This is a genomic window from Ilumatobacter sp., from assembly GCF_041688325.1.
GTDB lineage: Bacteria > Actinomycetota > Acidimicrobiia > Acidimicrobiales > Ilumatobacteraceae > Ilumatobacter_A.
In genome coordinates, this window is record NZ_JBDNIJ010000223.1 from 1 (window position 1) to 13,980 (window position 13,980).

At 62.8% G+C, this 13,980-nt stretch carries 15 protein-coding genes and 2 pseudogenes; 11 read left to right on the forward strand and 6 right to left on the reverse strand.

Features of this window, described 5'->3' with window-relative positions; all coding sequences use genetic code 11:
* From ACH2EI_RS12825 to ACH2EI_RS12860, 8 genes are all read left to right on the forward strand, one after another.
* Positions 1–190 (forward strand): DUF3516 domain-containing protein (locus tag ACH2EI_RS12825; RefSeq protein ID WP_395160292.1); only part of this gene is annotated, 190 nt, incomplete at its 5' end.
* 68 nt (positions 191–258) lie between these two features.
* On the forward strand, positions 259–1,101 hold the full coding sequence (locus ACH2EI_RS12830) for a nitrilase-related carbon-nitrogen hydrolase (RefSeq protein WP_395160294.1): 843 nt from the start codon (positions 259–261) through the stop codon (positions 1,099–1,101).
* 2 nt (positions 1,102–1,103) lie between these two features.
* Complete coding sequence (gene hydA, locus ACH2EI_RS12835) at positions 1,104–2,519, forward strand: dihydropyrimidinase (protein WP_395153706.1); 1,416 nt, start codon at positions 1,104–1,106, stop codon at positions 2,517–2,519.
* Between the two features lie 24 nt (positions 2,520–2,543).
* The gene (locus tag ACH2EI_RS12840) at positions 2,544–3,566 is read left to right on the forward strand and encodes a TIGR03842 family LLM class F420-dependent oxidoreductase (RefSeq protein WP_395153707.1); all 1,023 of its coding nucleotides are present in this window, start codon (positions 2,544–2,546) and stop codon (positions 3,564–3,566) included.
* A 91-nt stretch (positions 3,567–3,657) separates the two neighbouring features.
* Positions 3,658–5,142: a CoA-acylating methylmalonate-semialdehyde dehydrogenase gene (locus tag ACH2EI_RS12845; protein ID WP_395153708.1), complete on the forward strand. Its 1,485-nt coding sequence runs from the start codon at positions 3,658–3,660 to the stop codon at positions 5,140–5,142.
* 78 nt (positions 5,143–5,220) lie between these two features.
* Positions 5,221–5,916: a dienelactone hydrolase family protein gene (locus ACH2EI_RS12850; protein WP_395155248.1), complete on the forward strand. Its 696-nt coding sequence runs from the start codon at positions 5,221–5,223 to the stop codon at positions 5,914–5,916.
* A 47-nt stretch (positions 5,917–5,963) separates the two neighbouring features.
* Positions 5,964–6,716: a hypothetical protein gene (locus ACH2EI_RS12855; RefSeq protein ID WP_395160296.1), complete on the forward strand. Its 753-nt coding sequence runs from the start codon at positions 5,964–5,966 to the stop codon at positions 6,714–6,716.
* A 13-nt stretch (positions 6,717–6,729) separates the two neighbouring features.
* Positions 6,730–7,416, forward strand: a complete 687-nt coding sequence (locus ACH2EI_RS12860) for an HAD family hydrolase (RefSeq protein ID WP_395155246.1) — start codon at positions 6,730–6,732, stop codon at positions 7,414–7,416.
* Here ACH2EI_RS12860 and ACH2EI_RS12865 read toward each other — a convergent pair.
* Complete coding sequence (locus ACH2EI_RS12865) at positions 7,379–8,470, reverse strand: threonine aldolase family protein (RefSeq protein ID WP_395155245.1); 1,092 nt, start codon at positions 8,468–8,470, stop codon at positions 7,379–7,381. The two genes, ACH2EI_RS12860 and ACH2EI_RS12865, sit on opposite strands and share 38 nt — an antisense overlap.
* Before the next feature lie 65 nt (positions 8,471–8,535).
* Positions 8,536–9,399 (reverse strand): CIA30 family protein, encoded by an 864-nt coding sequence (locus ACH2EI_RS12870; RefSeq protein ID WP_395155244.1) that lies wholly within the window; start codon positions 9,397–9,399, stop codon positions 8,536–8,538.
* A gap of 31 nt (positions 9,400–9,430) precedes the next feature.
* On the opposite strand from ACH2EI_RS12870, the gene ACH2EI_RS12875 reads away from it, so the two are divergent.
* Positions 9,431–10,186 (forward strand): maleylpyruvate isomerase family mycothiol-dependent enzyme, encoded by a 756-nt coding sequence (locus ACH2EI_RS12875; RefSeq protein WP_395160298.1) that lies wholly within the window; start codon positions 9,431–9,433, stop codon positions 10,184–10,186.
* Positions 10,187–10,236: 50 nt separating this feature from the next.
* Here ACH2EI_RS12875 and ACH2EI_RS12880 read toward each other — a convergent pair whose 3' ends face one another.
* Positions 10,237–12,402, reverse strand: coding sequence for a tetratricopeptide repeat protein (locus ACH2EI_RS12880; RefSeq protein WP_395160300.1), 2,166 nt, complete (start codon positions 12,400–12,402; stop codon positions 10,237–10,239).
* A 44-nt stretch (positions 12,403–12,446) separates the two neighbouring features.
* On the opposite strand from ACH2EI_RS12880, the gene ACH2EI_RS12885 reads away from it, so the two are divergent.
* The gene (locus tag ACH2EI_RS12885) at positions 12,447–12,767 is read left to right on the forward strand and encodes a DUF4242 domain-containing protein (RefSeq protein WP_395157033.1); all 321 of its coding nucleotides are present in this window, start codon (positions 12,447–12,449) and stop codon (positions 12,765–12,767) included.
* A gap of 17 nt (positions 12,768–12,784) precedes the next feature.
* On the forward strand, positions 12,785–13,069 hold the full coding sequence (locus tag ACH2EI_RS12890) for a nickel-binding protein (protein WP_395157035.1): 285 nt from the start codon (positions 12,785–12,787) through the stop codon (positions 13,067–13,069).
* A gap of 94 nt (positions 13,070–13,163) precedes the next feature.
* On the opposite strand, the gene ACH2EI_RS12895 is transcribed toward ACH2EI_RS12890, so the two are convergent.
* The 3 genes and pseudogenes from ACH2EI_RS12895 to ACH2EI_RS12905 all read right to left on the reverse strand — a co-directional run.
* The gene (locus tag ACH2EI_RS12895; RefSeq protein WP_395160302.1) at positions 13,164–13,649 is read right to left on the reverse strand and encodes an acyl-CoA dehydrogenase family protein; all 486 of its coding nucleotides are present in this window, start codon (positions 13,647–13,649) and stop codon (positions 13,164–13,166) included.
* Positions 13,576–13,728, reverse strand: a pseudogene (locus ACH2EI_RS12900) (hypothetical protein); the annotation flags it as partial. The pseudogene ACH2EI_RS12900 and the gene ACH2EI_RS12895, both read right to left, overlap by 74 nt.
* Positions 13,729–13,829: 101 nt before the next feature.
* Positions 13,830–13,937: pseudogene (locus ACH2EI_RS12905) on the reverse strand (hypothetical protein); the annotation flags it as partial.
* Between the last annotated feature and the right edge of the window lie 43 nt (positions 13,938–13,980).

Here is a 13,980-nt window from a genome sequence, read left to right on the forward strand (position 1 = left end):
AATTGAGATCGACGGCGACGCTCGCCATTCCAGTCGTTTCCAGCTCGACTGGGCGTCTGGCGCGGTGAGCCAGACCATTCATGATCCCGAGGGCCACGACGAATGGCGCGTGCTGGGCGAGGTCGACTTCGCTGCATCCCGCGACGAGGACCGCCTCGTCATTGCACTCACGGGCATCGAGCGGCGCTGAGCGGCACTCGGTTCACCCAGCCGGGGTGAACTGTTTGCCGCGCGGCCGACATGTCGTAGTGTCCGGACATGGCAAACATCGTGAAGGCAGCACTTCTGCAGACTGACTGGACGGGCGACAAAGAGTCGATGATCGTCAAGCACGAGGAGGCGGCGCGCGAAGCAGCCGCACAGGGTGCACAGATTATTTGCTTCCAGGAGCTGTTCTACGGCCCCTATTTCTGTCAAGTGCAGGACGCCGAGTACTACGAGTACACCGAATACATCCCCGACGGGCCAACCACGAAACGTTTCCAGGCGCTCGCCAAGGAACTCAACATGGTGATGGTTCTGCCGATGTACGAGATCGAACAACCGGGCGTGTACTACAACACCGCTGCGGTCATTGACGCTGATGGCACCTACCTCGGCAAGTACCGCAAGCAGCACATCCCGCAAGTGAAGGGCTTCTGGGAGAAGTTCTATTTCAAGCCCGGCAACGGCGGTTACCCGATCTTCGACACCGCCGTCGGCAAGGTTGGTGTCTACATCTGCTACGACCGCCACTTCCCCGAAGGCTGGCGTGCGCTTGGCCTGAACGGCGCCGAGATTGTCTTCAATCCGTCAGCGACTCACCGCGGCCTGAGCGAGTACCTCTGGTCGATCGAACAGCCGGCAGCGGCCGTGGCAAACATGTACTACGTCGGTGCGATCAACCGTGTCGGCATCGAAGATCTGGGTGAGAACGACTTCTATGGTCAGAGCTACTTCATTGGGCCGCGCGGCGAGTACGTCGGCGACAAAGGGAGTGCAACCGAGCCCGAACTCATCGTCCGTGAATTCGACCTCGACCTCATCCGTGAAGTCCGCGATGGCTGGCAGTTCTACCGCGACCGTCGCCCCGAGGCATACGGCGAGCTGGTGGAAGGCTGACCGTGGCCACCACGCTCATCCAAGGTGGAACCGTCGTCTCGGCAATCGGACGGCGCGAAGCCGATGTGCTGATCGACGGCGAATCGATCGCCGCGATCCTCGCTCCGGGGCACGCTGCGGCCTACGGCATCACACCCGACGTGGTGATTGACGCGACCGGGAAGTACGTCGTGCCTGGTGGCGTCGATGCCCACGTCCACATGTCGCTGCCGTTCGGTGGAACGGTGTCCGCCGACGACTTCGATACGGGCTCGCGGGCTGCCGCGTGGGGAGGCGTGACCACGATCATCGACTTCGCGTCCCAGACAGTCGGGCTCGACGTACGCGAGGCCCTCGCTGCCCGACACATCGAAGCCGCTGGCGAATGCCACGTCGACTACGCCTTCCACCAGATCATCGGTGACGTGAACGAGGCATCGCTGGAGGCAATGACCTACCTCGTCGAGAACGAAGGCATCACGAGCTTCAAGATGTTCATGGCGTACCCGGGTGTCTTCTACTCCGACGACGGCAAGATCCTGCGCGCGATGCAGAACGCATCGGAATCAGGTGCGTTGATGATGATGCACGCCGAGAACGGCATCGCCATTGACGTGCTGGTCGCCCAGTCGCTGGCGCGTGGCGACAGCGACCCGAAATATCACTCGTACACCCGACCCGAAGAGCTCGAGTCAGAGGCCACCCACCGCGCCATCAAGCTGGCTCGTGTCGCCGGCAACGTGCCGCTCTACATCGTGCATATGTCGGCATCAGAGGCGCTTGAAGAGGTGTCGCGTGCTCAGCACATGGGCCTCAACGTGTTTGCTGAGACCTGCCCGCAATACCTGTACCTGTCGATCGAGGACCACCTCGCTCAGCCCGGCTTCGAAGGGGCGAAATGGGTGTGCTCGACGCCGCTGCGCTCGAAGCACGAGCACCACCAGAAGGATCTGTGGAAGGGCCTGCGGATGAACGAACTGGCCGTGGTGTCCACCGACCATTGCCCGTTCTGCATGAAAGATCAAAAAGAACTTGGTCTCGGTGATTTTTCGAAGATCCCGAACGGCATGGGTGGTGTTGAGCACCGCATGGAAATGATCTACCAAGGCGTGGTGATGGGGGAGATGACCCTCGAACGCTGGGTCGAGACCTGTTGCACCACCCCGGCGCGCATGTTTGGCCTCGAGAAAAAGGGTGTCCTTGAGCCCGGCGCCGACGCGGACGTTCTTGTGTGGGATCCAAATACCAAGACCAAGATTGGTGTCAACGACAAACACCACATGGCCATGGACCACTCGTCGTACGAGGGATTCGAAGTGGATGGCAAGGTCGATACGGTGATCTCACGTGGCCGCGTCGTCGTGGCGAACGACACCTACCTTGGAGCCAAGGGTCACGGCCAGTTCGTCAAACGCAGCCTCAACCGGTACATCCACTGACACCGACGAAGACGGAGACATCTGATGGACATTGGAGTTGTACTACAGACCACCCCGCCAGCGGCGCGGGTGATTGACCTCGCCCGCCGCGCCGAGGCGTATGGGTTCAGCCACGTGTGGACGTTTGATTCCCACATCCTGTGGGAAGAGCCCTACGTCATCTACTCCCAGATCCTCGCCGAGACACGCAACATCGTGGTTGGGCCAATGGTCACCAACCCGGCAACGCGCGACTGGACCGTCACCGCATCGACGTACGCAACGCTCAACGAAATGTACGGGAACCGCACCGTCTGCGGGATTGGCCGCGGCGACTCGGCTGTGCGGGTCACCAACGGCAAGCCGACGACGTTGGCCACGATGCGTGACTCGATCAACGTCATCCGCGAACTCGGCTGCGGTCGGAGTGTCGAATACAACGGCTCAACCATCACCCTGCCGTGGGCAGCGAAGAGCGAGCTCGAAGTCTGGGGGGCGGGCTACGGCCCGAAGGCCCTCAAGATGATCGGTGAGACGTGCGACGGATTCATCCTGCAGTTGGCTGACCTCTCGATCACCGAGTGGATGATCAACGCGGTACGAACCGCAGCCAGCGATGCCGGTCGCAACCCCGACGACATCACGATGTGTATCGCTGCTCCGGCCTACGTGGGGCCAACCGACAACCTGGCGTACATGCGTGACCAGTGCCGCTGGTTTGGCGGCATGGTTGGCAACCACGTGGCAGACATCGTGACCCGATACGGCGATGCTGCACCGGTGCCACAGGCGCTGACCGACTACATCGCTGGTCGCGAGGCCTACGACTACAACCAGCACGGCCAGGTGGGAAACACTCACGCTGCATTCGTGCCTGACGAGATCGTCGATCGGTTCTGCATCCTCGGCCCGGTTGAAGCACAACTCGAACGACTGCTCGCGCTGCAGGCGCTGGGTGTCGATCAGTTCGCGATCTATCTGCAGCACGACGGCAAAGATCACACGCTGCAGCAGTACGGCGAGCACATCATTCCGGCGCTGCGCGAACAGGCGTTTGCAAAGCAGTAAATCGTTGGGGATATTGCGCTTTTCCGAACGCTGCGTATCGTCTAGAGTCGTACATTATTAGAGCGCTCTAATTTTCGAACAAGGGACCGATATGGACACCATCGCACACTGGATCAACGGCGCTGCCGTGCTCTCGACATCTGGCAACACCTCGCCGGTGTACAACCCGGCCACGGGCGAGCAGGCGGCGTCGGTCGGCTTGGCATCGGTTGCCGAGGTCGACGCAGCAGTCGCGGCGGCGAAGGCGGCGTTTCCAGGCTGGCGCTCGACGTCGCTCACGAAGCGCGCCGAGATCATGTTCCGTTTCCGGGAATTGATCGACGCAAACAAGCTCAAGATCGCCACGCTGGTGAGTAACGAGCACGGCAAGGTTGTGTCTGACGCGATGGGCGAAGTGTCCCGTGGCCTCGAGAACGTCGAGTATGCCTGTGGTATCTCGGAGCTGATCAAGGGCTCCTACAGCGAGCAGGCAGCAACGGGTGTCGACGTGTATTCGATCCGTCAACCGCTCGGCGTCGTTGCCGGTATCACGCCGTTCAACTTCCCAGCGATGGTCCCGATGTGGATGTTTTCCAACGCCATTGCGTGCGGTAACACGTTCATCCTGAAGCCCAGCGAGAAGGACCCTTCAGCGGTGATGTTCATCGCCGAGCTGTTCGCTCAGGCCGGGCTTCCCGCCGGCGTGTTCAACGTCGTGCAGGGCGACAAGCTCGCTGTCGACACGATCCTCGGACACGCCGACATTGCAGCGGTGAGCTTTGTTGGCTCGACGCCGATCGCTCGTTACATCTATGAGACCGGCACGAAGAACGGCAAGCGCGTGCAGGCACTCGGCGGTGCGAAGAACCACATGCTGGTGCTGCCAGACGCTGACCTCGACATGGCCGCAGACGCCCTGATCGGTGCCGCCTACGGCTCAGCCGGTGAGCGGTGCATGGCTGTCAGCGTGGTGCTTGCGGCTGATGCGATTGCCGACGAACTCGTTGCCAAGATCGCGGCCCGCATTCCCGGTATCAAGGTCGGCCCAGGCAACGAACCCGACAACGAGATGGGCCCGCTGATCACCGCGGAACATCGCGACAAGGTGAAGGGCTACATCGACGGTGCGCCCGCCGATGGCGCGACGATCGTCGTTGACGGCCGCGACAACCTTCCGGCCGATGGCTACTTCATCAACCCGACGCTGATCGACAATGTCAAGCCAGGCATGGCGTGTTACGACGACGAGATCTTCGGCCCCGTGCTCAGCGTGATGCGCGTCTCGGGATACCAAGAGGGCCTCGAGACCATCAACGCGAACCAGTTCGCCAATGGCGTCGCGATCTTCACCCGTGACGGCGGCGCTGCTCGGCAGTTCCAGTTCGACGTGCAGGTCGGCATGGTGGGCATCAACGTGCCGATCCCGGTGCCGGTGAGCTACTACAGCTTCGGTGGGTGGAAGGCGAGCCTGTTCGGCGACACGCACATGTACGGCCCCGAGGGCATCAACTTCTACACGCAAGGCAAGGTCGTCACGAGTCGCTGGCCCGATCCGGCGCAGAGCACGATCGACCTCGGCTTCCCGTCAGATCGCTGACAGGCGGTCACACTGTGCCAGGCACAGTGTGACCGGCACAGTGTGACCGGCACAGTGTGACCGCGGTACGTTCGAGGGATGAGCACTGAGATGGTCGAGTTCCCCAGTAACGGCAACAACGCACGCGGGTATCTCGCTGTGCCGGAAAGCGGCTCCGGCCCCGGGGTGATCGTCGTCCAAGAGTGGTGGGGCCTCGACTCCGGCATCAAGGAGATGGCCGACCGCCTCGCTACAGCAGGCTTCGTCGCGCTGGCCCCCGATCTCTATCACGGCGAACTTGCAGCTCACGACGAGATGGACAAGGCCGGCGAGTTGATGAACGCGCTGCCTGCTGATCGTGCAGGCCGCGACATGAGCGGCGCTGTCGACTATCTCGTCGAGCACGAGGCGACCATCGGCGAGGGCATCGGCGTCGTCGGTTTCTGTATGGGCGGGCTCCTCACGTTTGTTCTCGCATCGCTGCGTCCCGACCGGGTCAAGGTCGCTGTTCCGTTCTACGGATTTCCGCAGGGCGACGATCAGCCCGATTACGCAACGATGACCGCGTCGGTCCAGGGGCACATGGCCGAGCACGACGACTTCTTCCCGCCGGCAGCGGCCAAAGAGCTCGAAGCCCGCCTGCAGGCGATGGGCAAAGACGTGACGCTGACGGTGCACGCGGGAACCGGCCACGCATTCATGGCGCCGCACAACGCACTCGGCACGCAGGACGCCGAGCGCATTGCTGCCATCTGGCCCCAAGCAACGGCGTTCCTGCACCAGCACCTCGCCTGAGCCGAAGTGCCGGTTTCCGCCGGCGCCGGGCAAGTATCATTACCTCCATGATGGTGAACAAATCAATGTCTCGGCATCGCAAGCTCATGGCACTACTCGCTGTCGTGCCATTGCTGTTTGCTGCATGTGGCGGCTCAGCCTCCGGCCCGGCTGGTGGCGCGACTGCCGCGAGCTGGTGTGATTTCGGCGTCGAATTCGACGTTGTCGATGAGTTCTTCGCTTCGCCCGGCACCGACCCAAGCGAATTGAAGGACGGCATGATTCTGGTTGAGTCCTTCGTTCAGCGTCTGACAGATGAGGCGCCTGACGAAATCAAGGAACCAGCCAAGAAAGTCGCCGAGGCCACCCAGATGCTGATTGACGCATTCAAGGCTGCCGACTACAACGTCCTCGACATAGACCTGGGGTTCCTCGAGAACTCGACGCTCGAGGGCGAACTTGACGCGGCGTCAGACAAACTTGACGCCTACACAGAAACCAACTGCGACAGCAGCTTCAGTGGCGACGACAGTGCAGATACCGACACAGACCCGGTTGTTTCGGACGATGGCACCGTTGTTGCCAGTGGCGACGCCATGGACGACTCTGATGATTTCAACCTCGACGATGGCACGATTCGCGAGCAGTTGGTTGCCCAGTTCGTATCGATTGGCCTGGCCAACGAGGAAGCAGAGTGCATCGCCGACAAGCTCGACTTCAATGATCCGTCCGTGCAGAGCGGTGACATCGGAGCGATGCTCGGCGTGTTCGAGGACTGCGGCATCGGCCTCGACCGCCTCGCCGACCTCGGCGGCGGCTGACGACAGCTGAACGATGACATCCCGTTTCGACGCAGTTCTGTTCGACGCGGGCGGGGTTCTCGTCCTGCCCGACCCGACGGTGCTCGCCCCGCTCCTCGATTTCTACGGTGGCGACACCACGGTCGAGGCACATCGTCGGGCGCACTATGCCGCTATGGCAGCCAAGTCGAAGGCAGGCTCGTCTGAGGCTGAATGGCTTGTTTACGACGAGGCCTATGTCGCAGCAGTCGGAGTGCGTGACGCCGATCTGGCCGAGGCTGCCGATGTTCTCAATCGGACCCGCACACCTGATCTGTGGCGGTGGCCAATTCCTGAGACGCTCGCTGCGCTCCAGCAGCTCGCAGCAGCAGGTGTGCCGATGGGTGTTGTCTCGAACGCAGCCGGGCAGGTCGAAGGCTCGCTCAATCGCTCGGTCTGCCAAGTCGGTCTTGGCGACTTCACCGCCATGCGATGCATCGTTGATAGCCAGGTTGTCGGAGTCGAAAAGCCAAGCCCACGAATTTTTGACTTTGCGCTGCCGCACTTCGCCGAGTTCTCTCCCGAGCGGATTGCGTACGTCGGCGACTCCGTCGCTATGGACATCGTGTCGTCGCGTGCTGCAGGCTTGCACTCCATCCTGATCGACCCGTACAACGATCACGACGGAGCCGACTTCGAGCGAATCAGCTCGGTTCAGGTGTTGGCGAGCCAGCTGGTCTGAGAAGCCAGCCCTCCCGGGTATTTGCGAGCACGGCGGCAAATCGTTCCAACGTCTGGTCGATGTCGTCATCACTGGTCTGCCAGCTCGTCACGAGACGGATCAGGCCGGGGGCGATCCGGTAGAAGAGCAGGCCGGCGGCTTCCAACTGGGTTGCTGCTTCGTCTGGGACGCGGGCAAACAGCATGTTCACGTCCGGCGGGTTGAGAAACTCAACGCCTGCCTCAGCGAGGCCTGCGGCCAGTTGCTCCATCTGCTGGTTCGAGTGAGCGGCCAACCGCAACCACAGGTCGTCGGTGAGGTAGGCGATCAGCTGTGCCGACTGGAATCGCATCTTCGACGTGACGTGACCGGATCGCTTGGTGCGGTAGACGAGCTCGTCTGCAGCGTTGTTGTCGAACACGACGATCGCCTCGGCTGAGAGCGCTCCATTCTTGGTGGCGCCGAGTGAGAAGACGTCGACGCCTGCCCGCCAGGTAATGTCGGCAGGGGAGCAGCCCAGCCGAGCGGTTGCGTTGGCGATACGCGCCCCGTCGATGTGGACGCGCAGCCCGCGATCACGGGCAGTGTCGGCCAGCGCAGTGATCTCGGCGACCGTGTAGACGGTGCCCATGTCGGTCGGTTGTGTGAGCGAGAGCACGGCAGGCTGGGAATGATGCGGGTCACCCCAGCGGACAGCGTCGAGTGCGGCCTGCAGCCCATCGGGATGAACCCGGTGGTTGCTGCCCGGCACGCCCTGCATCACGGCGCCGCCGCCGAGCATCGACGTTGCGCCACCTTCGCTTTTCAAGATGTGTGCTGACTCGTGGCACAGCACGGCACCCCAGGGTGGGCAGAGCGATGTGAGGGCGAGGGCGTTAGCGGCAGTTCCGCTGGTGACGGGGAAGACCCGCGCCGTCGGATGCTCGAACACGTCGCGCACGACGGCCTCGAGTCGTGTGGTGACGTGGTCGTCGCCATAGGCGAGCGCCGAACCTGGGTTGGCCGCAGCAACCGCCGCCATAATCTCGGGGGCGACCCCCGCAGCGTTGTCTGAACGAAGCTCGATCTCGGTCATACGCCAGTGTGACATCTCCAGGCAGCCAACGAACCAGGCAGCCAGGGGCTTGAGTGGCTGTTCGGTTATTGGCTGATGCAGGCGTCGATCCAGTCGACCTCGACCTCGAATGGGCCGTCGATGCCATCAGCGATGATGATGCCGAATTCGACTGCCTGGTCGGGGTTGAACGCCGGAGCATCGAGCGGTTGACCGAACACTGACGGGCGCAGCTCGGCGTACGACACGGCCGCTGTTTGCCATCCGTCGGCATCGGCCGGACCGTCGATGATGAGGTCGGCTCGGTGTGAGATCGACCGACCGCCGGTTTGTGCTGTGTCTTCGAGGGTGAGCCCGTAGGTGCGTTCGTCGGAGCGGACACGCAATGCGAGGTAGTCAGAGTCGGTGAGCTCATCGCCGGTCAGGAGCAGCCGGACCGACGTGAAGCCGCCGCCTGCTGTCACGACGTCGCCCGTGAACCGCATCGCTGAGTCGGTGGACTCGATGACGCCGTTGGAACGTCCGCCCATGACGCCGTCGTTCACGACGACCCAGCCCCCGGCGCCGTCGAAGTTGCCGCCGTCGAAGTCGGTCAGCCGTCGACATGCGACTGCCGGCGTCGCGGGTGCCGTTGTCGCGGGTGCCGTTGTCGCTGGTGGCTCAGCGATCGTGGATGGAGGCGCGGCGATGTCGGCTGTCTCTGGCGCAGCAGTCATTGCCGGTGGGGGATCAGCGGCAGTTGCCGGTGGGGGATCAGCGAGGGTGCTGGGCGTGACGGCGGTGACGGTGATTGCGGGTGTTGGCTGAGCGGAATTGGCTGGTGCCTCGCTTGCGCAGCTGGCGATGAGGAGCGCAACGCCAGCGAACCCGAGCACACGCTGCAACGTACGGCGACGGCCGATATGGCTCGAAGATCCACGAAGCGACATGTTGAAGTCGGATGGCCTCATACGAAGTATTCGGTGCCGCAGAGGCGACAGGATGCAGGATTCCGTGTTGACGCTGGAGTTGTTCGAAGGCGTCCGCCATCGTCCGCTCGGTGATACTGGTTTTATGACGAAGCCATCGACGAACGCCGAAATCTATGTCGAGCTCCGGGCTGAAATGATTGCGTTGGCGCGAAGCTTGACTGCTGAAGAGGCCGACCTGAAGGTTCCGCAGTCGCCCGACTGGTCGATCAGAGATGTGGTTGCACATGTGGTTGGCATCGTCGACGACATTCTGTCCGACAACTTGGCCGCCATTGGAACCGATGAGTGGACAGCCATCCATGTCAGTACTCGCGCTGGCAAGACAATGAACGAAATTTGTGACGAATGGAGTTCGCTGGCGCCTCGGTTCACTGCGTTGGGTGACGCGAACCCAGTGTGGCCCCTGCGAGCTGGCGCCGACCTGATCACGCACTATCACGACATCAATCAGGCGCTGGGACGACAAGGCGACCGCGACACGGCCGCAGTGCGAATGGGGCTCGAACGTTATGGACCGTTCTTCTGCGAACGTGCAGCAAACGCTGGGCTACCCGTGGTTCGGGTGGAAGCCGGTGAGCGGGTCTGGCAGTCGGGTGATGGTGAGCCGTCAGCAGTCGTGACCGGATCGGCGTTCGATCTGCTTCGAGCCTTCAGCGGACGACGGAGTGCTGGGCAGATCCTGGCGATGAATTGGACCGGCGACGCCGAGCCGTACGTGAGCGTTGCGAGCCCGTACGGACTTCCCACCGACGCCGTCCTGGAGTAAACCGGCCGCCGAGTAAGGCGTGAGGTAGGTGCGCATGTGGTGCACCTATCTCACGCGTTCGGGGGGTCTGGGCGGCCGTAGTCGCCGTGCAGCCAGTGCCACGCCGCCTGTGCCGCGACGAACTTCTTCAACCGCAGCGTGGCCCGGCGAGGATCGCCGTCCGGGAGACGAGTCAACGCTCTGTCGTACCATTTCACTGCTTCGACCTTGGCGCCAGTGCGATCACTTTCGGCACCTGCTGCAGTGAACGCTTCGACCGCTTCATTGAGCCCAGCTGCGGCACCCGCCGCGAGGCAATGGGAGGCGACGGCCACCGTGACGCGATCGGACCGCGGCTGCGACGCCCACGCGCCCGCCGCGGCCACGTGGAGATCTTCGAGGTGGAGCGCTGACATCGATGCCGTGGCGGCTTTGCGGATGATTGCATGCGTGAACTGATACTGCCGTTCGCCGTGGTCGACCTCGGCCAAGATGCCTGCCTGGGTCGCCTCGGCAAGCGCTGCTGGCACGTCTGGGACCACGTCCGCGAATTGTCGGAGCAGGCTGACCGGGGCTGCTTCGCCGAGAACAGCAGCGTACTCGAGCAGCATCTGGGTCTCGGGTGAGAGCCGACGCAACCGTCGCTCAACTACCTCAGCGACGCCAACGGGAACACCATCACGCGAACCTGTCTCGGCGATGTGGCCGATGATCTCGACGGCGAGAAACGGATTGCCGTCGGTCTCGCGGAACACCCAACTTGCAGTCTCGTCGTCGCTGCTCAGTGGGCCACTCGGCATCAGCAGCATGAGGTCGGTGGCGGGCAGCCCGCTCAACAACATCCGCTCCACCTGCGGCTCGGTCCGAAGGTCGGCGAGGATATCTTCGAACAATTCCGCGGGTTCCGTTGTGCGATATGTGCCGATGACCATCGAACCCGGCAACCGGTGCCCAGCTGCTAAGTAGTGCAGCAATCGCAAGGTTGCCGAATCTGCCCAATGCAGATCTTCGAGAATCAAGATCAGCCGCCGGCTGCCCTGGATCTGCTGCAACATCCAACAGAACGTGTCGAAGCGTTCGAGCAACGTGATCTCGGTCGCCGATGAGGGGCGCCCGCCTACTTCTCGGCCAGATGGGCGAGCAGTACGGAGCGATGGAACGACCTCGATGGCGATGTCCCACCGCTGACCGATGAGCGCGTCGGTCGCGTCATCACCGATCGACCGGACGTGATTGGTGAGTGCTTCGATGAATGGCCGGTACGGTACAACGACGTGCTCATCGCACCTGCCGACCAGCACCACGGTGTCGTCACCGACAACAACGCGCGCCACCTCCCGCGCCAATGTGGTCTTGCCGATGCCCGGTTCGCCACCGACGAAGATCATGTGCTGCGCGCCACTTGTTGTTTGTGCCAGACGGTTCTGCAGGCGGGCCAGCTCGGCTGTGCGTCCGACCATCGTCGGTGACGCCAACGGAGCGACCTGTACGGCGGGAACAGCGAGTGCAGGGTCGTGATTGAGGATCTGCTGCTCGACGTCGACGAGGCGTCGTCCCGGTGACACACCCAGGTCGTCGGCCAACACGCGGCGAGCGTCGGCGAGGCAGCGCAGCGCTTCGACCTGCCGGTCGCTCTGGTAGAGCGCAACTGCGAGCGTGGCTCTGAGGCCCTCGCGGTACGGGTGCTGCTCGATCAGTTCATCAAGTTTGGCTACAGCGTCGTGGTGCGCGCCGAGGTTGAGGAGCGTCTGGGCGTGCAACTCGGCAGCGTCGACCCACTGTTCGGTCAACCTGGCTGACCATGCGGCAAGCGGCCCGTCCGGCGGTACCTCCCCGAACGGCATGCCAGCCCCGAGCGTCAACGCCTCGCCGAGCAACGTCAGCGCGAATTGCGGCTCAGCCGTTTCGGCCGATCGGGCACGACGAACGAGTTGCTGGAACCGCACGACATCGACCGCGTCGTCCTCGATGAGCAGGGAATATCCATTCTCGGTGGTCTGGATGTGCTGACGACCGACAACCTTGCGCAGATCTGAGACGTACCCCTGCACCAGGTTTGATGCAGACGCCGGGGGGTGCTCGCCCCACAGTGCGTCGATGATCGAGTCGACCGACCGGCTCCGACCAGCGTCCAAGGCCAGAAAGGCGAGCAGCCAGCGCGCCTTCGCAGCGCCGATTCGAATGCCGGGTTGGTCGTCGAGGTCGACCTCGATACAGCCAAGCAGACGAACCTCCATTTCTTCAGTCTGCCTCCAGCGCCACTCCAGAGCGAGCCCGCACGATGGACATCACCAAGCAACACCAACCCGAAAGCGAAGGAAACCCCATGCAGAGCTACCTGATCGAACGCAACTTCGGTCACATCACCCCGGAACAACTCGCCGCCGGCGGGTCGAAGTCAAAGCAGTGTGCCGTCGAAGATTTCGCTGACACCATCGTCTGGAAGCAGTCGCACGCGGTCGACACCACCGACGGCCTCGTCACCTACTGCCTGTACGAGGCAGCGAGCGAGGAAGCCATCCGCGAGCACGCAGCAGCGGCCGGATTGCCGTGTGACAAGATCAGTGCCGTGCAGGTCGTTGGACCTGACGACTTCGAGTGAGCGGAGGGTTCGAGATCATGCCGAAATTTTTGGTTGAACGTGTCTGGGACCAGATGGACGAAGCCGAACTCGCAAAGATGGCCGTGCTGTCGAAGCGCATCATCGACGACAGCTTCTCTGACCTCACGTGGGAACGTTCCCAAGTCGCAGTCGACGACGACGGCGTGATCCGGACCTTCTGTGTGTACGTGGCGCCCGGCAAGGATCGGGTCCGCGAGCATTCGGCCGTGCTCGGGTGCCACCGGATCGACAACATCTACGAGATTGCCGGAGACATCGACCCTGCCGATCTCCCGTCGTAAGCAGCGCTCCGACTGCAGTGCTCCAGTGAAGGCGTGAGGTAGGCGCGCACGCGGGGCGCTTGAACCTCACGCCTTCGCCGGTTTTGGGGTGGCTTCAGTCTTGCTTGCTGTCGGCGATCAGCTGACGGGCGATGACCTTGAGGCACAGGGTCTCGTCGGCGCCTTCGAAGATGCTGAGCACGCGGGCATCGACGAACAGGCGGCTGATCTCATACTCCTCGGCGTAACCCATGCCGCCGTGGATCTGCATCGACTCGCGAGTGACCCACTCGGCGGCCCGGCAGACGTACGCCTTGACCATCGATGCTTCCATTTGGCCCTGGCCCTTGGCCATCAACGTTGCCACCGCGTAGCTGAACTGGCGGCCAGCCTGGGTGAGTACCGCGATACGACCGAGCTTGGCGCGGATCAACTGGTAGTCGATGATCGACTCGCCGAACACCTTGCGGTTTTCGGCGTAATCGAGGCCTAACTCGTAGGCGGCCTGCATCACACCAACGGCGCGGGCTGCGGTCTGCAGGCGGCCGTTCTCGAAACCGGCCATCTGATAGTAGAAGCCCTTGCCCAGGCCCTCTTCCATGCCGACCTGGTTCTCGGCAGGGACCCACCAGTTTTCGAGAGCGATCTCGTAGGAGTGCATGCCGCGGTAGCCGATCGTGTCGATCGGGCTGCCGGTCATGGTGCCGCCAGTCGGCTTGCCGTCGATGTCCTGCGCGAAATCGAAACCGTGAGCGTCGCCGCGTGGCTTGGGAACGATGAACAGCGACAAGCCCTTGTGGGTCTTGGACCGATCGGGGTCGGTGCGAGCAAGCAGGGTGAGTGCGTCGGCGCGGGCGCCGAATGTGCACCACGTCTTGACGCCGTTGATGACCCAGCCAGCTTCGCCGTTCGGGCCGTCGGCGCGTGTGGCC

Bases quoted from the DNA above. Each gene is read 5' to 3' on its own strand.
- ACH2EI_RS12870 (WP_395155244.1), bottom strand. From the start codon at position 9,399: ATGAGGCCATCCGACTTCAACATGTCGCTTCGTGGATCTTCGAGCCAT.
- ACH2EI_RS12865 (WP_395155245.1), bottom strand. From the start codon at position 8,470: ATGACCGAGATCGAGCTTCGTTCAGACAACGCTGCGGGGGTCGCCCCC.
- ACH2EI_RS12880 (WP_395160300.1), bottom strand. From the start codon at position 12,402: ATGGAGGTTCGTCTGCTTGGCTGTATCGAGGTCGACCTCGACGACCAA.
- ACH2EI_RS12875 (WP_395160298.1), top strand. From the start codon at position 9,431: ATGCAGGATTCCGTGTTGACGCTGGAGTTGTTCGAAGGCGTCCGCCAT.
- ACH2EI_RS12830 (WP_395160294.1), top strand. From the start codon at position 259: ATGGCAAACATCGTGAAGGCAGCACTTCTGCAGACTGACTGGACGGGC.
- ACH2EI_RS12855 (WP_395160296.1), top strand. From the start codon at position 5,964: ATGATGGTGAACAAATCAATGTCTCGGCATCGCAAGCTCATGGCACTA.
- ACH2EI_RS12840 (WP_395153707.1), top strand. From the start codon at position 2,544: ATGGACATTGGAGTTGTACTACAGACCACCCCGCCAGCGGCGCGGGTG.
- ACH2EI_RS12890 (WP_395157035.1), top strand. From the start codon at position 12,785: ATGCCGAAATTTTTGGTTGAACGTGTCTGGGACCAGATGGACGAAGCC.
- ACH2EI_RS12850 (WP_395155248.1), top strand. From the start codon at position 5,221: ATGAGCACTGAGATGGTCGAGTTCCCCAGTAACGGCAACAACGCACGC.
- ACH2EI_RS12845 (WP_395153708.1), top strand. From the start codon at position 3,658: ATGGACACCATCGCACACTGGATCAACGGCGCTGCCGTGCTCTCGACA.
- ACH2EI_RS12860 (WP_395155246.1), top strand. From the start codon at position 6,730: ATGACATCCCGTTTCGACGCAGTTCTGTTCGACGCGGGCGGGGTTCTC.
- ACH2EI_RS12885 (WP_395157033.1), top strand. From the start codon at position 12,447: ATGGACATCACCAAGCAACACCAACCCGAAAGCGAAGGAAACCCCATG.
- ACH2EI_RS12895 (WP_395160302.1), bottom strand. From the start codon at position 13,649: ATGGAAGAGGGCCTGGGCAAGGGCTTCTACTATCAGATGGCCGGTTTC.